Origin of the sequence: Enterobacter chengduensis (assembly GCF_001984825.2) — a bacterium.
In the GTDB taxonomy this organism is placed as follows: Bacteria; Pseudomonadota; Gammaproteobacteria; order Enterobacterales; family Enterobacteriaceae; genus Enterobacter; species Enterobacter chengduensis.
In genome coordinates this window covers 4,136,185-4,161,341 of record NZ_CP043318.1, presented here as the reverse complement: position 1 = coordinate 4,161,341, position 25,157 = coordinate 4,136,185, and the positions used below count along the sequence as shown (strand labels likewise).

Below are 25,157 nucleotides of genomic sequence, written 5' to 3'. Positions count from 1 at the left end.
CGAATTTACTGGGCATTTACCATCGCCACATACCTATCTAACTCTTCCATACTTCCAGACGGCATGCTTACCACTGTTTTTTGGCTGCTTTCTATACAGCTGATGATGTCTTCGCGTGGGCCGCTGCGCCAGTCAGTGCTTGCATAAAAAGCATCAAGGACAACAACCATGTTCTCATGGCTATCAAAAGCGCGTATCAAATAGTAGCAATCCGGGTTATGCATGGAGTGTCCGAACGAAATAACCTCGATCCCGTGGCGCTGGTGTAGGGGAATGCTGATTTCCCGCATGATATTGTGAAAAGTGACTCCGGTGCCTTTGCGTAATGTGTATTGCAATATTTCGATGATTCGTTCCATTAATGCGATCCCCAAATGAGCGCCATCCCTTCGCTTTCAGGACGGACGGTTTTAAAACCGAATTTTTCATATAGCTCTGGAACATCTGCGATCAAGGTAATGTATGCTCCAACTGGTGCTTGTTGCCCGAGCCAGGACATTAATGCCTCCATGACTTTCCGGCCCAGCCCTTTACCTTGATGTTCTGGATCGACTGCAACATCTACGATTTCGAAGTTGAGCGCTCCATCTCCGACAATCCGCCCCATGTCGACAATAAGATCAGAATATTCAATATATACGCCATGACAGCTTCTTGGGAGGGCTTGTTTTGCGGCCTCAAGAGGGCGGGGGGTTAAACCGGATATGATGCGCAAGCGGCAAAAGTCCTCTGCGGGTGGCACTGCATCAACCAGAGTGTATCGTGATTCCATATTCAGCCTCAGTGCCATGAATGATCTTTTGTTTAGCATTAACAATCGCATCTATGCAATCTTCACGGTCTATTATAAAGACCGCCTCGTCACTGCCGAAAATATTTGAGGGCTGTGACTGAGTGGGGGGACGGTCATCAACTGGGGGATGACGGTAGATATTACTTTTTTTGCTATATGTTGTATGATGTTTTTTAATGTTGTGTAGATGTTTTGTTTTTTCTTTGACGCCGCTTCGCTTATTACCTACTATTAAAAAGGTTAAGTAGTTCTATCCTTCATTTAAGATGAGGTGTTTTCATGCCTAAACAAAAGGTAGTTCGTGATGCGGGTACTGGTCAGTTTGTAAAGCCGGAAGAGGCTAAGAAACGTCCAGGGACAACTGTTACGGAAACTGTAAAAATCCCCCCTAAAAAAGGGAAAAAGTAAAAACATCTCAAAGCGCTCATTAGTAGCGCTTTTTCTATTTCTGGAGATCTTTTGATGGAAAACCATAACTTTGAAAGGCTAAAAGAACATATTTTGTCGTTATCTGTTTCAAAAAACTTCGAAGTTGCCAAAACAGAGTGGAGTCTACATTCGATAGAAGTTTCTGAAGAAATGGATTTCTGTCCCTGTGGTCAAGATATCAAAGAGCATTGCTATATTGAAAATAAAAAAAATGGCAATACCACGTATGTCGGTAACGTTTGTATAAATAGGTTTTTGAATATTTCAACTGGAACTTTGTTTGAAGGGTTGAAAAGGATTAAGAAAAATATTCATGCCAATCCAAACTTGGCATTGATTGAGTATGCAAATGATAAAGGGTATTTATACGATAAAGAGTATGATTTCCTTGTTGATACGATGAAGAAAAGAAATCTTAGTGAAAAACAAAGGTTGTGGAAAGAGAAAATAAATAATCGTATCCTTAAAGAAGTCGTTGTTAAGAATCGTACAGCAAGATGAGTATTATTTTTTAGTAACTCCGATTTGATAACGCTGAAAACCAACACATTATATACAGAGTTTAAGAAATAAGGGGCTTGCGCCCCCTTTTCTTAGATTAATGTTTTCACATCAAAATCTATGTTTGTATCGGTATCGGCTTCGTAGTTAACCTCTTCAAATCCGAAACCAAACAACTTCAGGAACTCTTCTTTATAAGCAATGTAGTCTGTTAGCTGCTCCAGATTTTCATTGGTGATCGTCGGCCACAGATCTCGACATGCTTGCTGAACGTCTTCCCGAAGTTCCAGATCGTCCATGCGGATTCGCTGCTCGTCATCAAGTTTGGCACTACCCCCATATAGGCTGGTAGTCATCAGACGATTAATTTGCTCGATGCAGCCTTCGTGGATCCCACGATCTTTCATGAGCTTGAACACGATAGAAATATAAAGCGGCATGACTGGAATAGCTGAAGACGCTTGGGTGACAACAGACTTTAACACCGCGACGTTTGCAGCACCGTTGAGAGGAGCCAGCTTGTTGCGTAACGCGTTTGCCGCCCGATCCAGGTCTTCCTTCGCCTTACCGAGCGCACCGTGCCAGTAAATAGGCCAGGTCAAATCCGTGCCGATGTAGGAGTAAGCAACGGTCTTCACACCATCAGCCAGAACGCCAGCGTTATTAAGCGCATCAATCCACAGTTCCCAGTCCTCGCCACCCATCACGGTAACAGTGTTACGCACTTCTTCTTCGGTTGCCGGTTCGATACTGGCAGTAATGATCTGATCTTTGTTGGTATCAATGGCTTTAGAGGTATAAACCTCACCGATTGGCTTCAGCGCAGAGCGAACAATTTCGCCTGTTTTTGGCATCTTTCTTACCGGAGATGCAAGCGAATAAACCACTAAATCAATCTGACCCAGATCTTCTTTGATGAGGCTGATAACTTCGTCGCGGCACTCATCGGAGAACGCGTCGCCGTTGATGCTTTTCGAGTAAAGACCTTCACGTTTCGCTGCTTCATCAAAAGCCGCAGAATTATACCAGCCCGCAGAGCCAGGCTTGGTATCCGTACCCGGTTTTTCAAAGAAGATACCGATAGTGGAAGCACCACCGCCAAATGCTGCAGAAATTCTGGATGCAAGCCCATAACCAGTTGAGGCACCGATCACCAGCACACGTGCAGGACCATCAGTGAGTTTTCCGTTTTTGCGGACGTACTCGATTTGTTTGTTTACGTTGACCTGGCAACCAACCGGATGTGTAGTTGTGCAGATGAAACCACGAATCTTGGGTTTAATTATCATGTTGATTTTAATCCATTTTGCAAAACTTCTTTAACATACAATAATGATAACTTTTTTATGAAAAGTTGTAATGAATAATACACATTCATTAACTAACTCTGGGAAGGATAATGGTCTTGTTGAAACGTTACTATAATTAGATTTCAGGGTAGTCCACCAATTCGACATACCCTGCTAACTCTTCCATGCTCGCCCCCTGTGAATAGGTACGGAATGCTTCGGTTTTCGCTTTCTGTTCAGTGTGTCCGGTGATACTGCCTATTCTTGTTTCCTGCACCCCGGCACGGTCTAAGCATGTGATGAACATCCCGCGCAAGCTGTGGAAGCATTGACGATCTGTAGCGGTAGGCAAAACCTTGTCACGCAACCTGGTGAAGTTTTGAGAGTAGTACGGCCCTTTCTTACCATCCTTCCTGTTAATCTTGTTAGCTTGTGGGAACAGGTATTCGCCGTAACTGTGGTTCAGGTATTCATCGACAATCGCAGATAGCCGGGAATGAATAGGGACGTACCGTACCCCCGCCTTAGTCTTTGATTTCGAAATGTAGAAACAGCGTACACATTCCACCGTTTTGATCTCTGACTTCTTTAGGCTTGCCAGTTCATCAAGGCGGCATCCTGAAAACAGCCCCATGATTATGATGTTCCTGATCTCCGGCTCTGCTGCATCAAGTAACTTTTGCATCTGGTCAGGTTCAAACGGCTGATAACTCTCTATCGTGCGGCGTGCTTCGAGGTTATGACCGTGAAAAGGGTTGCGGTCTGGTATGCCATCGTAGCGGCGCTTTGCAAACTCGTAGAGGCTCCCTAAACACGTTAGCCAGTTTTGACGAGATTGATCGGCGGCTCCTTTCTCCTTTTGTGTATCGAGGAACTCAGTCACCAGGCGGCGGCCTATCCTTTCTAAGGCAATGTCCGGTTGTTTGGCACTTTCAAGGAATAGTTCAACGGCTCGCGCTGATTTGCTTAACGTTGAATAAGAGCGGCGGTTTTTATAGCTTTCGGCGTATTCGTCCCGTAATAGGCACAGAGTGGGAATCGAACAGGATCGCGTTACAGGTTGAGGGCGGCTCTTGTTCTTCTTCTCTTCGGTATGCAAGGCGGCTATTGACTGCTGCAACCACTGATCGGGGTTGCTCGGATTGTACTTCCGCTTAAGCTCTTCCCATTCTAATAAGAGGTAGTTTCTGAACCGTCGAGCCTCATTGAGATCGCGGGTTGAGGTGGTTTTGCGCCACATCCGGCACGGATATAAAAATCTGAGGTACTTCGGGACGAAGATCTGAAACATCCAGATTCCGTCTTTTCGTTTGTATAGGTAAGCCTGGCCCTTGATTGACACGATAATGATCCTCTATTATCACGTAATCAGTTACCTATGCTGATCGCAATATCGTTATCTGTTAGTAGGTTACAGAAGTGGAATGGATTTTTGTTCGATTCCCTTCGCCCGCTCCAGATCTCTCCCCTTGTGGCAAAACTTCGATAAAACTCGTTTTGCTTTCAACAACTTACTTAACATAAGTTGTCGTGTTCGTTCTACCTTTGAACGACGATTTACCAACACAAGGTACACTGTTAGTTGTCACGGATAGTTACTATGGAAATGAGAGTATAACTATTCGGCGGCGGCAGTTCCAACCTCACACCGCGATAGCACAACGTGAAGGCAAAGCCTGATCCGGGCATTGATTCTCATAACCTTACAGTGAAGCGCATTTTTGCCGATGCTCCCACATGCCACACGTCGTGATGACGTTGCAGGGGATAAACAGGTTTATGGTGGTGTTCGTACCTGCACACGAAATGCAGGCTCTGCCAGCGGTTCGGCCTCGCTCCTTCGGGTACATGGTCATCCTGATAAACTTCACTGTCTGACATACCCTGATGAAGTCGCCTAACGGCTCCGCGCGTTGTCTTACCACCAACGGGCTTATTGGCTGCTATTCCCTTAATTTAAGTATGGTACTATGTAGGGAAAATCTTAAAAGAAGGGTGGTTTATGGGCTGGTCTTCGTTGGTTAGGATAACCATTGGTACATTTCTATTAGCTGGGTTGTCGTTCTCTACATACGCGAAGAACTGCAAGAAAGGTATACCATGCGGTAATTCGTGCATTGCGGTTGGAAAAACGTGCAGGATTGGATCAAGCACCTCTTCTGCGTATAAAAATTATTCTTACTCTTACCCATCATCTTCTCTTCATAGTTCAATCCCTAACTCCTCTTCACATTCCCCATCAGCGAAGGTTGAGGGAAAAAACACAGCTTCAACTGCGAAAACCTATCTCTGTCAGTACGCTATTGCAGCAGTACAGAATGGTAGAATAGGTGCTTTACGTGTGCTGGGTAGTGCAGAGGTAACGTTGTATGTCGATAGCTTCAAAGCTAACCGTTTAAACGGTACATACCTGCTCTCACCAAAGCTGAAAACTAACGGTAAGTTGATGATGGCAGATGATAAAAGCAAAGTGTATGCCTATGATTCGTCGCTGATGAACTTTGCAATTAGTGACCGCATCGCAAGAAGCACTGAGCAATGGGATAATTGTAAACTGGTTCACAATTAATAAACTCAATTCGTGGGGATGGAATGAAAAAATTACTAATGGCTTTCGTGATTCTAACTTTACCTCTGCTCTCATTCGCTAAGGGTATTGGTTATGGAAATACTAAATGGGACATGAATCCGTCAGAAGTTGTTGCGGCTCAGGGCAATGGCGCACATTTGATCTCACCAGAGAAGTATAAGGATAATTTTGGGAAAGTGCGGATTGATAATGTATCGATCGGTAGCGGTCTTTATACTGTCACATTCCTTTTTAATAGCGCAGATCGTCTTGTACAAACGAATGTAGCCAGTAATGAGAAAAAAAATGAAGGTATCGCTGCAAGTCAATTTGGCACATTGAGTCAATTGTTAACTCAGAAGTATGGGAAACCTGAGTTTTCAGGTTCAGATAAAGTAACCTGGAAACTTCCTGACACTACGGTTGAGTTAAGTAAGATGGTCATTTCTGGGATCATGGCCCAAACAGTTGTTCGTTACATTCCAAACAGTAGGGTGGCAAGCGATACTTCTAATCTTTAAGGCCTTACGCAACGAACGCACCTAATACCATAAATACAAAGGGGGCATCACGCCCCCTCGTATCATTCCTGTAAAGCCCGTAGCCACATCATAAGCAAATGAAGCTGGCTTCCTGTCATGGCAGGGATTCGGACGGTTCTACCGTTGCTTACGTTGCACAGCGCGAGCGCTAACGCCATAATGTGCTGATTCGGCATCTCTAACTCTCCGTTGGGGTTGTTGAATTAGGCGGGGGCTGCTGTCTTGGCGGATTTCAGCCCTTGCCACTTCCTGATTTACAGCCTGTCTTAGCGCTGATGGCAGTAAATGCCGTTGTATCGTCGTTCCTGCAAATTTCACCGTTTGCCTGTACACCTTCACAAACGCCCCACACCATAGAAAGCTGGTGATCGGCTCTTCTTCTTCCTGCTTCAATCGTCATTCCTCCTCGAATGTCCTGGTGTATTTGCACTGTTCGGACGGCCTGATCGTCACTGTCTCCGTATAATTGGCGTTGCTGTAAACGCAGATCTTCGCGTTGTCTGTCTCCTGTTCATCACTAAGAATCAGGGTGATGCGCCCTGCGTGGGCGAGGGCTGGCAATAGCGCCAGCGTCAGCACCAGTAAGCGTTTCATGTTGATCACCATTCTAAAGAAAACTCCTCTGTTAAATCGTCCTGCACATCCTGACCATACCCGATGTAATACATCGTTGACCGTGGATCTGTCTGTCCCAGGAAATGGGCGATTGTCTCTATAGCCACCCCTGCATCGAACATCACGCGCCCACGGCTTTTACGTGGTGTATGGCATCCCACGTTTGAGAATCCTGCTCTACGTCCCATCTTTCCAAACTCCGCAAACACCGTGTTACGTGTAACGGGGTTTCCTCTACTACGTAATGTGGCAGCACTGAAAATGTAATCTGTAGCTACAGGCATCTTCGCTTGCTCTGCCTTGCGTTGTGCCACGACAGAGAGCATCGCGGCTGTCACCTTTGGCCTCACCACGTTTCCGGTTTTCTCCTGCTTCACCTTGAGGTGAGACTGTCCCTCTACATCCTCATACTTGAGCTTGAGCACGTCAGAGATACGCAAGCCCGATTCATACATAAACACCCACAAGCAATAGAACAGGTTGCTTCTGGCATTGCGTTGTAGCTCTGCCGCCACTGCCTTTACTTCGTCTGCACTCTTGAGCGCCTGGCTAATTCCTTTCATCTTGTTGCTTCTCCTCATGTTCGTTTCGTTGAAATCATTATTGATCAGAAATTGATCAATTTCAACATGTTGCACGATACGTTTATTTAAGAAGAGCACGAAATGATCAAAATGGGTGCGCGGTTGCCTGAGTCGCTTAACGGCAAAAAGCCAGGCCCCGATCTGAAATCGCCAGAATCGTCAAATATCAGTAAGTGATTGAAAAATAAATGAAAATACATTTATCCTCATGATTCATGAAACTGTGATTCTGTCAAGAAATTTATTTTCGATGACGGGGAGTTACCCCTGTTTGCACGGTGAAGTGATGTAAAATCGTACTGAGTTAGCTAAATCAATAAGTTACAGAATACACTTTATGAAAGTGTATCGAATCGGGAGGGATTTGCACGATAGATGATAGCTGTTCTCATTTGAGACGATGTGATCTGAGTTGATGAGAATAATTATCATTTGCGGGTGTTTTGGCATGAAAAAATCAGCGGCGTTTCATTTCGTGAAAAAAGTCGTTAAGCATTGTGCACCTGATAACGCGCATGAAACATGTGCTTTGCTATGCCGATCACGGCGGGAAGCCTTGCTATTGCTGGATTGTTGATAATTGAGGGTAAAGCGGGGAGGATGTGAGCGGAGCGAATGCAACTGTATAAATAGCCAGTATTAATCGTTTCTTTATCACTTGTTTAGTGTGGCTATAACATCGTTATACATAGGATTATTCCGATCAGCCGGATGCACATCAAATTGATGTATGTGACGCAACGGCACACCCCTATCAACTTTGAAGGTGGTAGGTCAGTGTGACCTATGGGCGAAAGTGCAGAAATTGCACTTTTAAATCTCTTTGAAGAGTTACCGGAAATAACGAAACTGCATTTTTTGCACTTGAGATTTTACTGAAACTGCATTTTTTGCACTTTTAAACTGCAATAATTGCACACTATAAGATTAAATAAGACTATTAACTATAAGACTATCTTTTATGTTTTTGCGCTTGTCGCAAAGATCTTTTGCCTGGCGTCTATCGCCGTCACTCCTGGCAAGCAACCTTACTCCGCTACCTTTCGGGCTGCGTTGGTTGGCCTCGTTCCGCTCTCGACGCTGCGCAAGCAACACCCCTCTGTGATTGTGCAATGGCTTTGCCACCGTGAAACGGTTTGCACATTATCATTTCGCCGTGGGCGAATACCTTTGCGCTGTGCGCGTGATGTAACCATGTATCGACTATCTAACGATAATCACTACATGCAAACTCTACCTACCTCCTATTACCCCTCCTACGTCCCACCGTCCGTAGTGGTGCAAATTCTCGAAGGTAGAGCAGCAGGGCTAAAGCTCACTTACCCCGTATCCGTTGCAAGTTCACTAAGCCAACCTAACCAATCACCTATTAACCCTCCTACCTCCTGTAGTCGTGCTAAGGCTCTTGGGGTTGGGGATAAGTGCCAGAGGGCGGCAATGATGCAAATAGAGCGCCTCAGACGCGCTGTAAGCGATTTTAAGAGGGTAGGGAATGCAGAGGTAGCCTGAACGCATTAGAACGCCGTACAGAGCGTTACAGGATGCTTTAGCACTATCGCTATGAAACCCCTTGTGGGTTTTTAGGCTAGCACAAATTCTCGTTGACACCTAACGATAAATCTTACTATAAAGCACCTTGTGCTATTGACATTTTTTAAGTAATTAAAAAATAGCAAGAAAACTCTTGACAAGACGTAGTAAAATAGTGTATTCTAAGAAGTGAAAGGTAAGAAAACTTAATAACGCTACAATTTGATAACAGGAGATAAATGTACTTAAACAGACAAGATGTGATTGATTCACTTCTATCCGGGGACCTCTCCCCGCGCCAATGCCAGCTATACACCCACAACAAAAACCTACGACCTGAACGCCGTCAGATGTTCAAGGCTGCGCTTATCCAATTCCGCATTCTGGAACTGCAAGCGAAGTTGAAACAGGCGGAAGAAGAAACACCCTGATCACCGATAAGGCGATCCCTATTAGCCATTCGTGGCTATACATAAATTCTCACGAAGGAGAAAACACGATGAAACTACATTTCACACCAGAAACTTATGAGGCGTTGATCAATCGTGCCAATAAAGAAAACAAATCCGCTGCCGCGCTTGCAGTGGAAATCCTAACATCAGTCCTACATCAAGAGGAAAATAACAATGAATCTAAACCAAATCAGGGAAAAGTATCAGTACACCGATGAAGACGGCGTAACGAGAGATCGCACTCTCAACATTCCCCACTATTTTAAAGAAATCACTTCTATTTACTCTCCACATCTTGAGGGAGGTAAAGTTAAATTTAGTGCTGAGATGCAAAAACTTTATTGCTACGTTGCAGACTGGGAGAAATCCGGCGGTGTTTGTTACGAGGAACAAAGCGAACTTGCAAAAGTGTGCGGATTAAAACCCCGTCAGACGATAAATCTGATTAATACACTTGAGTTAATCGGACTCATTACCAGAACTAAAATACCTGGTAGGAGAAATAAGGAATTACGAGCGCTCCCCCTCACTGATGCTCACATTACCCCGCCAGAAACGCAGCAGGAAGCCCCAGAAGAAGCGCCAGCGCCAACTATGACCAGAGTTATAGAGGAAGCTGTGATCATCCCTGAAAGCGTTACAGCGTCAACAGAAAGGGTTCAAGCGGTGGATGATGTTGCAATTATTGAAACAGTATGCGAACTGCTGTCAAAGCCTGATAGTTTACGACAACAAAGCAGGGGAGACACCTTTATAAACTACGCTCGCCGCGTGTTGAAATTTAACAATAAGAGATTACCTTCCAGGTTAGAGGAAAAGTTAGAGGAGTGTTTTGAAAGTAGATTCCCTCACTTTTACTCAAGATTTGGAATACCATTTTAACTAAGAGGAACAATGAGCAATAATCTTTACCTACTGAACGAAGATACAAAGTTTCAACTTGGCTGTAACGAAGTATGCAGACGAATTTATTTACACATCGCCTCATTGCATAGAGAAAACGGAACATTCCGTTCCAGCATTAAACAATTATCAAGCGCCCTGGGATACAGTGAATCCGGTGTTAGGTATTGGCTATCTCTGATGCAACAAGCCAATGTTATTACGCTCACTCGTAAGAGCAACTATTATGATTTTGATGTGTCTCACAATGTCTCTTTCATCACCTCTAACAATTAACACGAGGTGCAATGAGTAAAAAAGAACGTAATACTATCACCCGCCTTGAGCGAGAGAACGTAAACAGAATCAAATCATCCCGCCTCTACATTAAATCTCTTGAGGAAATTCCTGGGGAATTAATAGAACACGTTGAAGAAGTACATTCAACACCGCCCTGGCTTTGTTGAATAAATCGAACTTTTGCTGAGTTGAAGGATCAGATCACGCATCTTCCCGACAACGCAGACCGTTCCGTGGCAAAGCAAAAGTTCAAAATCACCAACTGGCCCACCTACAATAAAGCCCTCATCAACCGTGGCTCCATAACTTTCTGGCTGGATGATGAAGCTATTCAGGCCTGGTATGAGTCGGCAACGCCTTCATCACGGGGAAGACCTCAGCGCTATTCTGATCTCGCCATCACCACCGTTCTGGTCATTAAACGCGTGTTCAGGTTGACCCTGCGGGCTGCACAGGGTTTTATTGATTCCATTTTTACACTGATGAATGTTCCGTTGCGCTGCCCGGATTACACCAGTGTCAGCAAGCGCGCAAAGTCGGTTAATGTCAGTTTCAAAACGCCCACCCGGGGTGAAATCGCGCATCTGGTGATTGATTCCACCGGGCTGAAGGTCTTTGGTGAAGGCGAATGGAAAGTCAAAAAACATGGCCAGGAACGCCGCCGTATCTGGCGAAAGTTGCATCTGGCAGTTGACAGCAACACACATGAAATCATCTGTGCAGACCTGTCGCTGAACAATGTGACGGACTCAGAAGCCTTCCCGGGTCTTATCCGGCAGACTCACAGAAAAATCAGGGCAGCATCGGCAGACGGCGCTTACGACACCCGGCTCTGTCACGATGAACTGCGGCGTAAGAAAATCAGCGCGCTTATCCCGCCCCGAAAAGGCGCGGGTTACTGGCCCGGTGAATATGCAGACCGTAACCGTGCTGTTGCGAATCAGCGGCTGACCGGGAGTAATGCGCGGTGGAAATGGACAACAGATTATAACCGTCGCTCGATAGCGGAAACGGCGATGTACCGGGTAAAACAGCTGTTCGGAGGTTCACTGACACTGCGTGACTACGATGGTCAGGTTGCAGAGGCTATGGCCCTGGTACGAGCGCTGAACAAAATGACGAAAGCAGGTATGCCTGAAAGCGTGCGTATTGCCTGAAAACACAACCCGCTACGGGGGAGACTTACCCGAAATCTGATTTATTCAACAAAGCCCACCGCCCTCTGTGAAAGAGTGGGCCGCGTTAAATGATCTTCTCGAAAGTTCTATCGGAGTGTATTACAAACCACGTAAACGCAAAGTTTATAGTTGGGATGATTCAAATTTGAAGAAATGGCAATGCCTGGGCTTCTCATCCCTTGAGCATTACATCACTTATAACCAGATAAATAACACCGTAGCCGGAGTGAGAGAACTTGACGGCTTATTTTTAACGGAGAATGACAACTATGATTGAAGAAATCACACAACACCCACATTTTAAAGAACGAGTTGAATACGTAGAATACCTATTCGAACAAGCCCTCTCTCTCGAAAAAGAAAATAAAATAGAAGAGATCTCACTTATCATTGATGTACTGGCTACAGAGGCCGCGCCATTCCTGGCAGGGATTCAGGCTATCAAAGGTATTAAGGAGCGTATGCAAGATGCAGAATAATCACCCTGAATGGCTAACAGACGTCCTGCACCAATTCCACTATGAACATCACGCCCCACTCCTGGAAGCTGTAAACACCATGCAGAGAGACAGAACACCGCAAAGCCTGATGCAGGTGGTGGCGCTTATGATGACGGCTTGTAGCGAGTTAGGGAGCATCTCTACAGCTTGTATGCAGGTTGAAGGGCTACAGGATGATCCGGCATTGCTGGAAGAGCTTAACGAACTTGTAGCAAGCATTCAGGATGTTAAAGAGCAAGTTGATGAAATTATTGAAGAATTAAAAGCCTCAGGTATTACAGAGGAATACGTCATAACATAAAAGTTACGAAATGTATTGACTTATTGTGCTTTTTATGTCATAATGGAGTTATAGGGTAAGTATTTGAATCACTTCTCCCATAGATAGCTATTCCTCCCCTTGTAGGTATAGCCCTCTTCTCTAAAATCATTCCTCTTGATTTTTGGTTGTGTTCTTTATTGCTACGTTTCGTTTGTTTCTGGCAAGGATTCTCCACTGCCTTATTTATTGCCTCTTCTCAATAAATAGGGGGTATCCGGTGGAGAACACCTTCCCTTTGAAAGCAATAATTCACAACGAGTGATTTTATAGAAGAGCAATTCCGCTCTTTACAGCTATAACTTTGTTTATAACAACGTGTAGTTGTCAGACGACATTATTTAAATGAATGGGAAACTGTTTCATGTCTACATGATCAGGTGTTTGAATAATGGTTTGCCTGTAGCTTACAGTAATGTAAGCACCCCTCTTATTAATTATTGAGCTTCCCGAAAGGTTGAGTAGTTAATGAGATTCCACTGACTATTATTGCCAGCGTGGAAACACGTTTAATAGTTAGGGCTGGATTTCCTCCTAAGATTGCCAGCCTCCCCATAAGCCCCTTCACTGGGGTTTATTTTTATCTCCTATAAACAAAAAAGTTACGATAAGGAAACTTCTTCATGTTTCTGATGAACTATGACCGCGTGATCACTCACAAATCCTCTTCACTTGTCCTCACTGAAAAGATGATGAAACAGGCGGCGCATGTATTAGGCGTAAGTGTCGAAGAGATTCGAGCGGCTACAGAAAAATTCTGGCCTACCGCCACGATCACAAAATCAAATACCCCTCACCCATCATCAGGGCTTGAGGAACGATTAAAACTATTAGCAAAAGGAAAATAACCAATGCAATTTGGAACATTTGAAACTCTTAACGGGAATAACAGCCACGCCCGTTATAAAATCATCGCTCACGCAAGTGATGCAATTATGCAGGATAAGCTGATCCGCGTGGAATCCGGTATTCCTGCCGATCTCATTGTTGGCGACCTTGTAGACGCTACAGGTGCGAAAGCTACCGCCCCCGGTGACATTGCGTATGTTGTCGTAGAACCTGCAAGCGCTGGTGATAAGGCGTTTATTGTAGCTTCTCCAGAGCATACTATTTTAGCCCTGGTTGGCGTTGAATTTGGAAGCCTGAATAAATCTCTGGCTCAAGCGCAATTAGCGACTCTTGGCTTTACTTTCACAGACTACGACACCGTAGCTCTACGCACCACCTAATTAAGGATAATAATAAGAATGGCTTATTCAGATTTATTTTCTGGCAACATGTACGACTTTGCCAGCCCGTTTACATTCTCTACTCAACTAAACCAGATCGTCACAAATTTAAATTTGTTCCGTGTTGAACATCACGACGTTAACTCAATCGCTCTTGAGAAAATCACAGATGTGAAAAATCTCGTTGCACCTGAAAAGATGCCCTATGCACAGTCAGATTGGAACAGTGCAGAACGCCCAGAATTTACCAATGCCCTCTATCAGCTTAAATACACTAACTCTTTAAACTCTGTCACCTCTCGTGACCTTGAGCAGTATAAAGCGCGTGGAACCGTAGACACTGCTGATCAAATTACCCTCGCGATTAACGATTTCAGCGATGCGCAGTATGCACAGGTGAGTAACACGGTAGAGGTTGACCTTGTAGAAGCACTATTAGGGCTTCGTGTTAATTCTCAATTCGCCGGACAGGGCGATCTTGATTTCCTTGCTGGCGGTAGCAAAACCACATACACGATGGACATTAGCGCAGACGCTAATGTGTTCCAGCAACTAAGCGAGATCGGACGTGTTCAGAATGTGAAACTTGGCTCAGGACTGGCACAGGCCAAACAAGGCGCGGTGATCCTGGCCTCCGGCAAAGCAGCCGTAGCGCTACGCTACCACCCATCAGTGAAGGATTTCATGGTGTATACGCTCCCTCTGGAGCAGGGCGACAATTTCTACACCCGCACGAAAGGCACAAACCCTGCTTTCGAAACCTGGACACTGAACGGTGTCACCGTGATCGATGTGACAGGCTACTCTCTGGTTACTGATCGTATTGGTGTTGATTCGTTCGTGAGTATTCCGGTAATGGCTCCTGAATCTAACGCTTACGTTCTTCACTCTGGTGTTGGTGTTCGCCATGCGACACAAGGCAAAGGCGCGGATCTGTATCACCAGTATGTGATTGTTGATCAGCGTTGGGGCTTCCCAGAAGTGGCTACAGAGTGTAGCTATCTGCCGATTGTTAATGTGCCTCAAGCGATCATTTTCGGTACTGTCTCAGAATAATGAGCGTAGACGGTAGTTCTTCCCGTCTGGAAATAACAGAAGAGCTTTTCAATCAGGGGCGAAGGGAACTGGAACACGCAAAGCAAATGCGCCAGCCCTTGCCCCTTTTTTATTTTCTATTCCAGAATGAGGAAAGATAGATGCAATTAATTTTGAAATCTGCAAGAGGGCTGCATGTTCAATTATCGGCCTCTGATGCCGAAGGCTTATTAAATGTTGCTGCTATTTGCAGACTATTAGGTGTTGACTATAACGGCGTGAGACAACGTATTTTTCGTGGTGAAACTGTAGAGCAAGCGATTCATCATTTTTTAGATCAGAAAGGCGGTGCTGATGCTTGAAATAAATGCCTCACGTATAGTAAACACCGTTGAGTTCAAAGTTTCGAAGGAAGACATAGCACAGGCTAAAAAAGCCGCCGATGATCTTCAACGCCATTTTTCTAAGATTAAAGATCCCAAAATTCGTTTTCAGGCTCAAAAGCAACGTAGAGCTAAAGCGCGGGAACAAATAGCGGATTCAAAATCCACCCTTCCTAAAACGCCCAGTGATTTAAAACAGCAACGCCAGGCAGAAAAGGCAGGGAAAGCGCAAGCCAGGGAAGCGGCGAAGATTGCCAAACGTAATGAAACAGCCGATCTTAAATTCCGCAGTGCTAATCTACAGATGAAAGGCATAGCCGGGAAATACGGCATTGATCCTGCTAAGCAATACCAATTCGCAAAGTTTGCGCGTGAGCAGACAGAGCTTTTCCGTAACGGTCAGATTAGTAGCCAGAAGATGAACTATGAGCTACGCGAACGCATAGCTCTTATGCGTCGTGAAGCAGCGTTACAAGCTAAGGTGACAGCTTCCACTCAGGCTCAGGCGGCGGCAATACGCCATGCTAAGAAAACAGACTATGCAGGGGCTGCAAAGGGCATTAAAGAAAGAGGTATAAACGGCATCATCGGCGGTGGAGTGGGCTTAATCGGGGCAACTGCTGCATTTGCTGGCGGGGCAGGTGTCCTGTCTCGTATTCGTGACAAAGGTAATGAAAACCTTGATCTAGTTAGAAAGTCAGCACTGGTTAAAACTAATCCAAATGCTGTTAAAGCCCTTGTAGCTTACGGACAGCAACATGGTATAGACAGCGCATCTGTAGACAAGGTGACGGACAATTTCAAAGACGTGCGCGAGCGTTTGGGAGAATCGGTTACAAACTCCGCATTTGATCAGAAATCAGGTAAATGGAAAGGTGGTAACGGAGCTATAGACAACGTTATGAACCTGTTCGGCTGGAACAAGAAGCAGATCGCCCAGTACCAGGATAACCCGTTAGATTTCATTCAAGCCACTGTTAACGAAGGTCAGCGCCGTGGAATGTCTCAGGCATCTATCGGGCATCTGATCGAGGATTTTGGAGATGACCTTGCACATTACACCGATGCTTTTATGAATAATGGTGCGCAGTTTAGCAAGACGTTGAAAACCCTTGTAGAGAGTGGTCAAACCCTTAACGATGAACAGATCAAACAAACCTATGCTTACGGCGATCTAACCGTTGCAATGGGTAATCTGATGAATGGCGTTGATAACAGCCTGTTCACTGGCTTCATGAAAGGTTTTGCTGATGGCGGTGATGACCTCGTGAAGAACACCAAAGTGATCACCGAATCGGCTGGAATGCTTGGAGAGGGATTAGGAGATCTGGCTAAACAGGTGACGGGCTTTGTTGGTGAGATTTCCGGCGTAGTGTCTGATCTGAATGCTGGGCTTCGCTCTCGTTTCCCTGATTGGTTTGCTGATAAAGATAAGTCAGCGGCCCAGGCTCTCTACGATGGTGCTGTGGGAGATTCAGCAAATTGGGTTGCCGATCAGATTCAAAACTCTACCGGATTTGATACCCGTTCAGTGGGGCCAGCTATCATGGATTGGTTAGGCGTTGGTGGTGGTAATGCTGGAACAGCGGCAAATCAATACAGCCTAAATGGTGATTCTCTTCGTGGTTCTGCAATGTCACTAACCAACGGTAACGCGCCAGCGTACAACCTTGCACCAGTGTTTAATCTGACAGTAGCGCCACAAGTACCGCTAACAATTCAGAGTGACGCTTCGCGCCTTGCTGATTATGTCGATTTCCAGGCGAGAGCCTCACAAGCCAGCTTCATGCAATCGCTCACGTTGTCAGCGTTAAGCGGTCAATCTTCTACAGGGGGATGATGCAAGGAGAATGTGATGGATAACCACATCTTGTATTGTTTTTTATTGATCGTGCATACATGTTGTATTTTTGGTTTGACGCCGCTTCGTTTACCCCTTAATCTTACAAGGGTAAGCAATTCAATCTTTTTCTAAGATGAGGTGTTTTTATGGCTAAACAAAAAGTAGTTCGTGATGCGATCACTGGTCAGTTCGTAAAGCCAATAGAGGCACAGCGCCGTCCCCACACCACGGTAACTGAAACTGTCAAAATTCCCTCTAAAAAAGGGAAAAAGTAAAAACATTTCAAAGCGTCTTTAGAGGCGCTGAGTTATTGACCTCTGGAGTTTAAGTAATGGCTAATAATTTGTTTGTCACCTATGACCTCATCAAAACTAAGGATTATCCTGCTGTTCACGAAGCTATTAAGTCCTTGGGTAACTGGGCTAAAGTCACAGAGTCCAATTGGTATGTTAATTCGAATTATTCTGTTGAAGATGCTGCAAAAAAAGTCAGAGCGGCTATGGATAGTGATGATAAGTTGATTGTCGTTGATGCCACAAATAACTCTGCCAGTTGGTATAATCTTTTGCCAGCAGTTGAGAATCAAATACAAAACGAATGGAATAAATGATTCATTGGGGGAGAGACTCCCCCTTTAATTACTGAAAGCTGTAAGCGACTAATCCCACATACTCCGCTAGTTCTTTCATCCCTGCGCCTTTGCTGTAAGTCCTGAATGCTTCGGTTTTCGCTTTCTGTTCAGTGTGTCCGGTGATACTGCCGATTCTGGTTTCCTGCACTCCAGCACGGTCTAAGCAGGTGATGAACATCCCGCGCAAGCTGTGGAAACATTGACGGTCTGTAGCGGTAGGCAAAACCTTGTCACGCAGCCTTGTGAAGTTTTGGGAGTAGTACGGCCCTTTCTTACCATCCTTCCTGTTTATCTTGTTAGCGTGTGGGAATAGGTATTCGCCGTAACCGTGTCTCAGGTATTCATCGACAATCGCAGAAAGTCGGGAGTGAATAGGCACATGCCTGATCCCCGCTTTCGTCTTTGACTTCGAGATGTAGAAACACCGTACACCTTCCACCGTCTGGATCTCTGATTTCTTTAGGCTTGCCAGTTCATCAAGGCGGCATCCTGAATACAGGCCCATAATGATGATGTTCCTGATCTCCGGCTCTGCTGCATTAAGTAGCTTTTGCATCTGGTCAGGCTCAAATGGTTCATAGCTAACAATGCTGGCTCGTGCTTCGAGGTTGTGACCGTGAAATGGGTTATCTGGTGTTATGTCGTCGTAACTCCTCCGCGCATACTCGTACAGACTTCCCAGGCATGTTAGCCAATTCTGAACGGTTTGAGGGGCTTTCTTGTCCTGCTGGTTGATGAACATTGCCACTTGTGAGCGTCTGATCTCTGTGATCTGAATGTCTGCACGGTCAAGCGAAGTAAGAAACACCTCTACGGCACGAGCTGATTTAGCGAGAGTGGAGAATGAGCGCTTTTCACGGTACTTGTCAGCGTATTGATCGCGGATAGCGGTTAACGTTGGCACTGTCTGGAGTGGGGCGCGTAGCGTGGTTTGCTTATGCAATCCGGCTATGGCGTTTTGTATGCGCCGTTCCTCCGTGTTTGGGGAATACTGTTCCTTGAGTGTCTTCCACTCGATCAGCATGTGATTGCGGAAGTGTTTAGCGGCGTTAAGGTCTTTGGTTCCCGTCGATTTCCGGTACAGGCGTTTCCCGCCGAAAATGTGCCGCATGTACACCGGAATGAAGATCTGAAACATCCAGACCCCTTCCGAAGTTGGATAAAGATAAGATTGGCCCTTGATAGACATGAGAAAGATCCTCTAAAATCTCCGCTATCAACTACCAATGTTGAGATCTTTCAAGGCTCTTGGGCTTCTTTGTTCGATTCCCTTCGCCCGCTCCAATCTCCTGATCAATCAATAAGTTATGATTTAGCAGCTAGTTACGTTGCCCCGCTTTAGCAGGTACAACTTAAACTACCCATTGTTCTACGCCCGCACCTGTCGCGTGATTGGTCTGTGGTACAAGGGAGCATATCATCACGCTGGCGGTGGTTCAGGTTCTTACCGCGACAGCAAAAACAACGAACAAAAAGCTGCATACCTGGCATAACTCCTGAACAGATTGATCATACGCATTTAAGCCCGATGTGCGGCCTTGTGGCTGCGTAAACAGGTGTATAGTGGTAAACGTACCTGCACACGATATGCAGGCCCTTCCAGCGCTTCGCTCACGCTCCGAAAGGTACACGAGCACCCTGATAAGATGTGATCCCTCTGACAATCTGATTTGGTCACTGGTGACTTTCGCAAAGCGAAACCAACCAGGTTGGCCTGATGCAGTCGCTATGTTCCGCTTGTTGCTTGTACCACTAACGGGGCTTTATGGCTTCTATTGTCTGAAATCTGATACATTGCACAAACATCATGTGGATTACTGTATAGTTCATCACATATGATTATGTGTGCTATTGCCAGTTAAGAAATGCGGAGAGGACAATATGGATGTTACTGATGAGGCTTTGTTGAGTTCTGGCTTTACACCATCGGATTTGAAGAAGATAAAGAACAACGTTGAAAGCTATGGTGGAACGTTGGGGAATGCAATCAGGGACCTGGCCAGGCGATTTATTCTTGCCGTGTGGGTTGTATCCGGTTGCCTTGCTGTATTCATTTTTCTTGTGATGTTCGCATCTGAGCAGAGTGTTTTCTCTGGCGCTATTGGCCTTTCTTGTGGCGCAGCGGTTGCAATTTTTATACAACCGCCTGTACTTGCTTATAAATCTTGGCGATTCTGTAGAGCGAACAAATCTTAATTAGTACTGTTATCAGTAGCCAGAAGATCAAAAATGACTTTCGCTTTGACACCATATCCAGCGATTTTCATCGTTAGCTTAGGCTTGCTCATTGTGTCAACTTTTCGGTAGTAATCACGCGGCAGCCAACGGAATAATCGCCAAGCTCCGGGTTTCCTTGCTAAGCCGAAGATACTATAGACACTCGCCCCCAGAGTCACCGTATTATAAAGAGCTAATCCACTTTTTGGGCTAAACCCCATAAACTGTGCGGTCTCCATTGCGCCATCAGCAAAAATTCCTTCCGATTTGGATTGTTCACCATAGCGAAGATGGCTTGCTTCCTTTGTTATACCGTTAATACCATCAACAAATAAAACTGCTCCTGCAAGAACTCCAACAGGGGTCATAGTGGACATCATAACCATCCCACCAAATAATGCTGCTCCAGATACCACTATATGGATTGCCGAAATCACGTATCCGACGATTTTATTGTTTTCCCTGACAAACTCGACCTTTGCATAAAGTTGGGCGGCTCTGGTTCTTAACAAGCGTTCTTGTTCTTGCAGATTATCTGTTTCGGCACGCAGATTTTTGATGCATGCAATGCATTCTTCATCGGTTTTGGCCCGTCGTGCAGTTTCAAATTCTTTCTCTACGACCTGCCTTATCTCTTCGACAAACTTGATACGTGTTATCCCATCTTGCAAATAGAATGCTGATAGCCGATTTGCAGTTTCGACGAGTTTCCGGGCTTCCAGATTTACCATGGTATCTGACCATGTTCTGTTCCAGCCCCTGTTGAGCAGCGCAATATCCATTAAAGACTCCCTCCCAAAATGTGTCTGGTCATTTTACGTGCAATAAGGTCGAAGACAACAGGAAATACTTTCACAACCCGCCCCCGTGGGTGTCCCGTTGCTTTATCCTTCCAGTTTACATTCTCCTGTTCAAAATATCCCCGGCTCTGTTGGTGATCTGCTAGACCGTCAGCCCAGGCCCTCGGTGAAAAGCGCTTTTCTTCGCCAAATATCGCTACGTGATGCCTTCAGCGACACGCCTCACTGCAACAAGCAGTGCAGTTACACAATGCTGCTTTGGGCTGACGCAAGGGAGATAACTTGATGTTTTGGAGTGCATCTATTCGCAAATTGTACGGCTATTTAACATATTCATTGTTATGCGCACCTAAATTGTAGCTCCCATATTCTAATGTCACTTTTAACCCATTTAGTGATGTCACTTTTTCTGGCATAAAGGATCAAGCCTTTGTGTCATGGAGACATCTGGATGCTAGTGACCATGTCAGATAAAGAACTGAACCGGATTAGTGTCATTCAGTCGCTTGTCGAAAACGCATGGATAGCATTTATACAGCTGTTCGACTGGCGCGATCATATTTCTCAACAAATAGAAGAGCAGAAGCTATATCCCTTCTTCGTTCAATACTATCCAATCATCCGATAAATAAAACATTACATTATGAAATAGCTAAGCTATTGATTTTAATGGATGAATTTGCAAATAGAGATGAGATACTAACTCATCTCAAACGTAGTTTTTCTACTGGTGATACACATTACGAAGCACGCTATACTTACGCAAGGCATGAATATCTTTACGGTGATATTGCAAAATCCAAAAAAGAGTTCGCTGAGCTGGCTAAAATTCCATATCCACCTTCTGCTTTAAATAAGGTTAGGGGCGATATGAAGACGCCTGAGGGAAACAAAATTATTTATCATGGTACTGTAAGTAGTGTACATGGTTCATTCTGTTTCATAAACTGCATTGAATTTTCAGAAAACATTTATGTCCACTATACTGCTTTAGTTAATAGTTCTGACTGGCCAAAAATAATTCCTGGAGCAAGAATATCTTGCCATATAGGATTTAGTTTTAGAGGGATTGCGGGACATTCTCTAGCAGTTATCTGAAATAAGGATCTGGCTTTTAGCCAGATCCTTATTGATTCTACTTATTAAAATGTACCTTTGAAAAGTAGACTCTCTGCGGTACGCTTTTCGGAATCATTCACCTCGATTTTTCACGCAGCGCGCCGGAGGACTTCCGCCCCGGACGGGCCCTGAATGTCCTGATACCCGATAATGATCCTGCGCTTAACCTGTCGCCGACTGTCATTCTGCCCAATGAGAATTTCATGCCGATGCTGCCCGAAGGTAAAGACCCGGTTAATCCTGCCCGGTCCTACCTGCTTTCCCTCAACTTTGCCCGTAGTTGGCTGACCAGGGCCTCGTTCCTTGGCATTGTCGCCGGCATGCTCGGGGCCGCTTCCCTGAGTCCTGCAACTGAGGCAGCCTTAGGCGCCGTCAGTGCCACTGCCACCAATTTCGACAGCCCAGGGCATCCCGCAATGTCTGTAAGCCGGGCAGACGTTGTTGACATCGGAAAAGTAACATTAATTAAATATTTGAGTGTGAGATTACATGCTCTCACCCTTTCAAAGCAAAAAAGCCGCATCCCGCAGCCTTTTCCTCACACACTCACCCTTTCGGGAACACCCAAACATGCTTCTCCGGCAGCGAAAGATGGCAGTGCTGCGGATCCCGCACCTCATGCCCATACGCGCGGATGACAAAATCATCCCCCACCGTGCGGAACAGGTACTCCCAGCGGTCGCCGAGGTACATGCTGGTGAGCAGCGGCAGCTCAAGCTGATTTTCACCCGGCCCCTCGACCACCGCCACGCGCTCGACGCGGATCACCGCCGTGGCGTCATCACCGCTCTTCACCCCTTCACCGGCCTGGCCCCACAGCACCCAGCCTTTTCCTTCGATACGCGCTCTGCCGTCGCGCACTTCGGTGACCTTGCCGTGCAGGCGGTTGTTGCTGCCCATAAACTCGGCGGTAAACAGCGTTTTCGGCGAGCCGTACATCTCCTGCGGCGTACCCTGTTGCTCAATTTTGCCGTTGTTAAGCAGCAGGATACGGTCGGAAATGGACATCGCTTCGTTCTGGTCGTGCGTCACCATCAGCGCGGATAGCCCGAGCTTGATAATCAGCTCGCGCAGGAACACGCGGGCCTCTTCGCGCAGCTTGGCGTCGAGGTTGGAAAGCGGCTCGTCCAGCAAAATCACCGGCGGGTTGTACACCAGCGCCCGGCCAATCGCCACGCGCTGCTGCTGCCCACCGGAGAGCTGGTGCGGGTGACGTTTACCAAGATGGCCCAGGCCAAGCTGGTTCAGCACGTCCTGCACGCGCTGCTGGATCTCTTTCGCCGACACTTTGCGCAGCTTGAGCGGATAGGCCACGTTCTCGAACACGGTTTTGTGCGGCCACAGGGCGTAGGACTGGAACACCAGACCCAGGTTACGCTCTTCCGCCGGGACCTCGCTGCGCGGCGTGCCGTCGTAAACTTTATTGTTGCCAATGACTATCGACCCCTGCGTCGGTTTTTCCAGACCCGCGACGGCGCGCAGCAGGGTGGTTTTGCCGCTGCCGGAAGGGCCTAACAGGGAGACCACTTCGCCGCGCTTCAGGTTCATGGAGACACCTTTTAAAACAGGATTGTCGCCGTAGGTTAAGTGCAGATCGTCAACCGCTAATTCAATCATGTATTTTCACTCCGAAACGAAGGGCAATGCCCAGACCTACCACGACCAGCAGGATATTAATGAAAGAGAGCGCCGCCACGATATCGATGGCACCCGCTGCCCAGAGGGAAACCAGCATCGAGCCGATGGTCTCCGTGCCGGGTGAAAGCAGGTACACACCCGTTGAGTATTCGCGTTCAAAGATCAGGAACATCAGCAGCCACGAGCCAATCAGACCGTAGCGGGAGAGCGGTATGGTGACGTGGCGGGTGATCTGCCCGCGCGTCGCCCCGGTGCTGCGCGCCGCCTCTTCAAGCTCCGGTCCTACCTGCAGCAGCGTGGAAGAGATAAGCCGCAGCCCGTAGGCCATCCACACCACGGTATAGGCCAGCCAGACGCTGAAAATGGTGCTGCGCAGAGAACGCAGCCAGACGATGACGTTTTCACGCATCCAGTCGGTCCAGGCGAACCCGGAAAGCCAGCCGGATTTCAGCGAGTTATCCAGCCACATCGGCAGAAACAGGAACACCCACAGGAAAGCCAGACCTGCCAGCAGGCCCGGCACGGCGCGCGGTACCAGCACGCTGTAGTCGAGGAAACGCGTGGTGTTATCCGGCTTGCGGTGCATGGCAATCCCGACAAACAGGTAGCACACCACGGCCAGCGCGCCGCCAATGACGCCAATCGCCATGGAGTTGACGATGGCGCGCAGCAGGTTGGGCTGCGCCCAGATGGTGCGGAAGGTGTTCAGGGAAAGCTCGTCCCACAGCGAAACGCCCACGCCCCAGTTGGAGATAAACGCGCGCAATACCACGCCAAGCAGCGGAACGCCGATGGTGACGGTGAGCCAGAAGGCAATCACTCCGCCAGCCACCCAGCGCCATTTACCCAGCGGCAGCGCGCGGGCCTGCGAGGCCTTCCCCTTCATGGTGACGAAGCGGTTGGCGGTGCGCATCAGGCGACGCTGGAGCATCACCAGCGGGATGGTGATGCAGATCAGCACCACGGCAACCGCCGCCATCAGGTTATAGGAAGGGGTACCCATCTTGTTCGTCAGCTTATAGAGATAGGTCGCCAGCACCATGTTGCCTTCCGGGTCGCCGAGGACCAGCATCAGGCCGAACACCTCCAGCCCGAGGAAGAACAGCAGCACGGTGGCATACAGAATGGACGGGCGTACCATCGGCAGGCTGACGGAGGTCATCACCTGCCAGGGCGACGCGCCCGCGGTGCGCGCGGCTTCCTCCACGTCAGAGCCCACGCTGCGCAGCGCGGAGGAGATATACAGATAGGCGTGCGGGACGTGCGTCAGGCCGGCAATGACCACAATGCTCGACATGTCGTAGATATTCCACGGCACAAAGCCAATCAGCGCCTCCGCCCACTGGGAGAGAAAGCCCACCGGACCGGCGGCCACCACGTAGCCGAAACCCAGCACCATCGGTGAAACGAAAATCGGGACCAGGATCAGCGGCTCAATCAGCCGACGGCCGGGCAGGTCGGTACGCACCATCAGAAACGCCAGCACGCCGCCCAGCGGAATAGAGATAAAGACCAGCCCGAAAGCAAGAATAAAGCCGCTTTTTAGGGCCTTATAAAAATCAGGGTCGGTGAAAATAAAATCAAATGATTCAAAGCTCCACTCTTTTGACGGCGAAAAGAACGGGGCGGACAGGAAGCTCTGTATCACGATAAACGACAGCGGCGTGTAGATAACCAGGGCGGTTATCAGCACGACGATGCCACGCGGCAGGCTTTGCCACTTTCTGCGTAATGTATTCATGGGGTATCCCTGGTGTTGCAGCCCAGAAAAACGAACTC

At 47.0% G+C, this 25,157-nt stretch carries 30 protein-coding genes; 19 read left to right on the top strand and 11 right to left on the bottom strand.

From position 1 onward, the window contains the following. Window positions 1-5 precede the first annotated feature (5 nt). Window positions 6-359: an NIPSNAP family protein gene (locus tag FY206_RS20105; RefSeq protein ID WP_023294883.1), complete on the bottom strand. Its 354-nt coding sequence runs from the start codon at window positions 357-359 to the stop codon at window positions 6-8. Continuing rightward, window positions 359-772: a GNAT family N-acetyltransferase gene (locus tag FY206_RS20100; protein ID WP_023294884.1), complete on the bottom strand. Its 414-nt coding sequence runs from the start codon at window positions 770-772 to the stop codon at window positions 359-361. The genes FY206_RS20105 and FY206_RS20100 overlap by 1 nt, the downstream gene beginning before the upstream one ends. Before the next feature lie 300 nt (window positions 773-1,072). On the opposite strand from FY206_RS20100, the gene FY206_RS25740 reads away from it, so the two are divergent. Then, window positions 1,073-1,201: a hypothetical protein gene (locus FY206_RS25740; protein ID WP_023294885.1), complete on the top strand. Its 129-nt coding sequence runs from the start codon at window positions 1,073-1,075 to the stop codon at window positions 1,199-1,201. Between the two features lie 54 nt (window positions 1,202-1,255). Then, window positions 1,256-1,723: a hypothetical protein gene (locus FY206_RS20095; protein WP_023294886.1), complete on the top strand. Its 468-nt coding sequence runs from the start codon at window positions 1,256-1,258 to the stop codon at window positions 1,721-1,723. A gap of 92 nt (window positions 1,724-1,815) precedes the next feature. On the opposite strand, the gene fabV is transcribed toward FY206_RS20095, so the two are convergent. After that, window positions 1,816-3,012, bottom strand: a complete 1,197-nt coding sequence (gene fabV / locus FY206_RS20090) for an enoyl-ACP reductase FabV (RefSeq protein ID WP_023294887.1) — start codon at window positions 3,010-3,012, stop codon at window positions 1,816-1,818. A gap of 136 nt (window positions 3,013-3,148) precedes the next feature. Beyond that, complete coding sequence (locus FY206_RS20085) at window positions 3,149-4,354, bottom strand: tyrosine-type recombinase/integrase (RefSeq protein ID WP_023294888.1); 1,206 nt, start codon at window positions 4,352-4,354, stop codon at window positions 3,149-3,151. Between the two features lie 660 nt (window positions 4,355-5,014). Between FY206_RS20085 and FY206_RS20080 the strand changes: the two genes are divergently transcribed. Further along, window positions 5,015-5,581, top strand: a complete 567-nt coding sequence (locus FY206_RS20080; RefSeq protein ID WP_080283029.1) for a hypothetical protein — start codon at window positions 5,015-5,017, stop codon at window positions 5,579-5,581. Between the two features lie 23 nt (window positions 5,582-5,604). After that, the gene (locus FY206_RS20075) at window positions 5,605-6,102 is read left to right on the top strand and encodes a hypothetical protein (protein ID WP_077064504.1); all 498 of its coding nucleotides are present in this window, start codon (window positions 5,605-5,607) and stop codon (window positions 6,100-6,102) included. A gap of 253 nt (window positions 6,103-6,355) precedes the next feature. Here FY206_RS20075 and FY206_RS25360 read toward each other — a convergent pair whose 3' ends face one another. The 3 genes from FY206_RS25360 to FY206_RS20060 are packed head-to-tail and all read right to left on the bottom strand — an operon-like array spanning window position 6,356 to window position 7,301. Beyond that, window positions 6,356-6,523, bottom strand: coding sequence for a hypothetical protein (locus FY206_RS25360; RefSeq protein ID WP_167513855.1), 168 nt, complete (start codon window positions 6,521-6,523; stop codon window positions 6,356-6,358). Beyond that, window positions 6,520-6,729: a hypothetical protein gene (locus tag FY206_RS20065; RefSeq protein ID WP_077064505.1), complete on the bottom strand. Its 210-nt coding sequence runs from the start codon at window positions 6,727-6,729 to the stop codon at window positions 6,520-6,522. Before FY206_RS20065 ends, FY206_RS25360 begins: the two co-directional genes overlap by 4 nt. Then, window positions 6,723-7,301 (bottom strand): tyrosine-type recombinase/integrase, encoded by a 579-nt coding sequence (locus FY206_RS20060; RefSeq protein WP_077064511.1) that lies wholly within the window; start codon window positions 7,299-7,301, stop codon window positions 6,723-6,725. Before FY206_RS20060 ends, FY206_RS20065 begins: the two co-directional genes overlap by 7 nt. A 1,790-nt stretch (window positions 7,302-9,091) precedes the next feature. On the opposite strand from FY206_RS20060, the gene FY206_RS20055 reads away from it, so the two are divergent. The 13 genes from FY206_RS20055 (at window position 9,092) to FY206_RS19995 (ending at window position 17,583) form a co-directional block, all read left to right on the top strand. After that, window positions 9,092-9,283, top strand: a complete 192-nt coding sequence (locus FY206_RS20055) for a hypothetical protein (RefSeq protein ID WP_077064506.1) — start codon at window positions 9,092-9,094, stop codon at window positions 9,281-9,283. 68 nt (window positions 9,284-9,351) lie between these two features. Next, window positions 9,352-9,522 carry a hypothetical protein gene (locus FY206_RS25355; protein WP_077064507.1) on the top strand — a complete coding sequence of 57 codons (171 nt, stop codon included), beginning with the start codon at window positions 9,352-9,354 and terminating at the stop codon, window positions 9,520-9,522. Further along, on the top strand, window positions 9,479-10,186 hold the full coding sequence (locus FY206_RS20050) for a helix-turn-helix domain-containing protein (protein WP_080500350.1): 708 nt from the start codon (window positions 9,479-9,481) through the stop codon (window positions 10,184-10,186). Before FY206_RS25355 ends, FY206_RS20050 begins: the two co-directional genes overlap by 44 nt. A gap of 488 nt (window positions 10,187-10,674) precedes the next feature. Beyond that, on the top strand, window positions 10,675-11,643 hold the full coding sequence (locus tag FY206_RS20040) for an IS5-like element IS903B family transposase (protein ID WP_022649395.1): 969 nt from the start codon (window positions 10,675-10,677) through the stop codon (window positions 11,641-11,643). A 290-nt stretch (window positions 11,644-11,933) separates the two neighbouring features. Next, a complete protein-coding gene (locus FY206_RS20030; protein WP_046883285.1) occupies window positions 11,934-12,143 on the top strand; it encodes a hypothetical protein in 210 nt (69 codons plus the stop codon). After that, a complete protein-coding gene (locus FY206_RS20025; protein WP_077064438.1) occupies window positions 12,133-12,465 on the top strand; it encodes a hypothetical protein in 333 nt (110 codons plus the stop codon). Before FY206_RS20030 ends, FY206_RS20025 begins: the two co-directional genes overlap by 11 nt. A gap of 641 nt (window positions 12,466-13,106) precedes the next feature. Beyond that, window positions 13,107-13,331 (top strand): hypothetical protein, encoded by a 225-nt coding sequence (locus FY206_RS20020; RefSeq protein ID WP_077064439.1) that lies wholly within the window; start codon window positions 13,107-13,109, stop codon window positions 13,329-13,331. Between the two features lie 3 nt (window positions 13,332-13,334). Continuing rightward, entirely contained in the window at window positions 13,335-13,712 is a 378-nt protein-coding gene (locus FY206_RS20015; protein WP_077064440.1) for a hypothetical protein, read from the top strand. An 18-nt stretch (window positions 13,713-13,730) separates the two neighbouring features. Continuing rightward, window positions 13,731-14,768 carry a major capsid protein gene (locus FY206_RS20010; RefSeq protein WP_077064441.1) on the top strand — a complete coding sequence of 346 codons (1,038 nt, stop codon included), beginning with the start codon at window positions 13,731-13,733 and terminating at the stop codon, window positions 14,766-14,768. A 140-nt stretch (window positions 14,769-14,908) separates the two neighbouring features. After that, a complete protein-coding gene (locus FY206_RS20005) occupies window positions 14,909-15,109 on the top strand; it encodes a hypothetical protein (RefSeq protein ID WP_077064442.1) in 201 nt (66 codons plus the stop codon). Then, window positions 15,102-16,970, top strand: coding sequence for a hypothetical protein (locus FY206_RS20000; RefSeq protein ID WP_077064443.1), 1,869 nt, complete (start codon window positions 15,102-15,104; stop codon window positions 16,968-16,970). Before FY206_RS20005 ends, FY206_RS20000 begins: the two co-directional genes overlap by 8 nt. A 149-nt stretch (window positions 16,971-17,119) precedes the next feature. Further along, window positions 17,120-17,248 carry a hypothetical protein gene (locus FY206_RS25735; protein WP_256574848.1) on the top strand — a complete coding sequence of 43 codons (129 nt, stop codon included), beginning with the start codon at window positions 17,120-17,122 and terminating at the stop codon, window positions 17,246-17,248. 56 nt (window positions 17,249-17,304) lie between these two features. Then, window positions 17,305-17,583, top strand: coding sequence for a hypothetical protein (locus tag FY206_RS19995; protein WP_065883812.1), 279 nt, complete (start codon window positions 17,305-17,307; stop codon window positions 17,581-17,583). Between the two features lie 28 nt (window positions 17,584-17,611). Here the strand turns inward: FY206_RS19995 and FY206_RS19990 are convergent, their stop codons facing one another. Continuing rightward, a complete protein-coding gene (locus tag FY206_RS19990; RefSeq protein WP_077064444.1) occupies window positions 17,612-18,793 on the bottom strand; it encodes a site-specific integrase in 1,182 nt (393 codons plus the stop codon). 692 nt (window positions 18,794-19,485) lie between these two features. Between FY206_RS19990 and FY206_RS19985 the strand changes: the two genes are divergently transcribed. Next, window positions 19,486-19,800: a hypothetical protein gene (locus FY206_RS19985; RefSeq protein ID WP_015673660.1), complete on the top strand. Its 315-nt coding sequence runs from the start codon at window positions 19,486-19,488 to the stop codon at window positions 19,798-19,800. Here the strand turns inward: FY206_RS19985 and FY206_RS19980 are convergent. Next, a complete protein-coding gene (locus tag FY206_RS19980; RefSeq protein ID WP_023306876.1) occupies window positions 19,797-20,603 on the bottom strand; it encodes a DUF4225 domain-containing protein in 807 nt (268 codons plus the stop codon). The two genes, FY206_RS19985 and FY206_RS19980, sit on opposite strands and share 4 nt — an antisense overlap. Window positions 20,604-21,140: 537 nt before the next feature. Between FY206_RS19980 and FY206_RS19975 the strand changes: the two genes are divergently transcribed. Next, window positions 21,141-21,719, top strand: a complete 579-nt coding sequence (locus FY206_RS19975; RefSeq protein ID WP_125372051.1) for a tetratricopeptide repeat protein — start codon at window positions 21,141-21,143, stop codon at window positions 21,717-21,719. 567 nt (window positions 21,720-22,286) lie between these two features. On the opposite strand, the gene FY206_RS19965 is transcribed toward FY206_RS19975, so the two are convergent. Both FY206_RS19965 and FY206_RS19960 read right to left on the bottom strand, forming a co-directional pair. After that, complete coding sequence (locus FY206_RS19965; RefSeq protein ID WP_032643237.1) at window positions 22,287-23,357, bottom strand: ABC transporter ATP-binding protein; 1,071 nt, start codon at window positions 23,355-23,357, stop codon at window positions 22,287-22,289. Further along, the gene (locus tag FY206_RS19960; RefSeq protein WP_008499693.1) at window positions 23,350-25,119 is read right to left on the bottom strand and encodes an ABC transporter permease; all 1,770 of its coding nucleotides are present in this window, start codon (window positions 25,117-25,119) and stop codon (window positions 23,350-23,352) included. Before FY206_RS19960 ends, FY206_RS19965 begins: the two co-directional genes overlap by 8 nt. Window positions 25,120-25,157 lie beyond the last annotated feature (38 nt).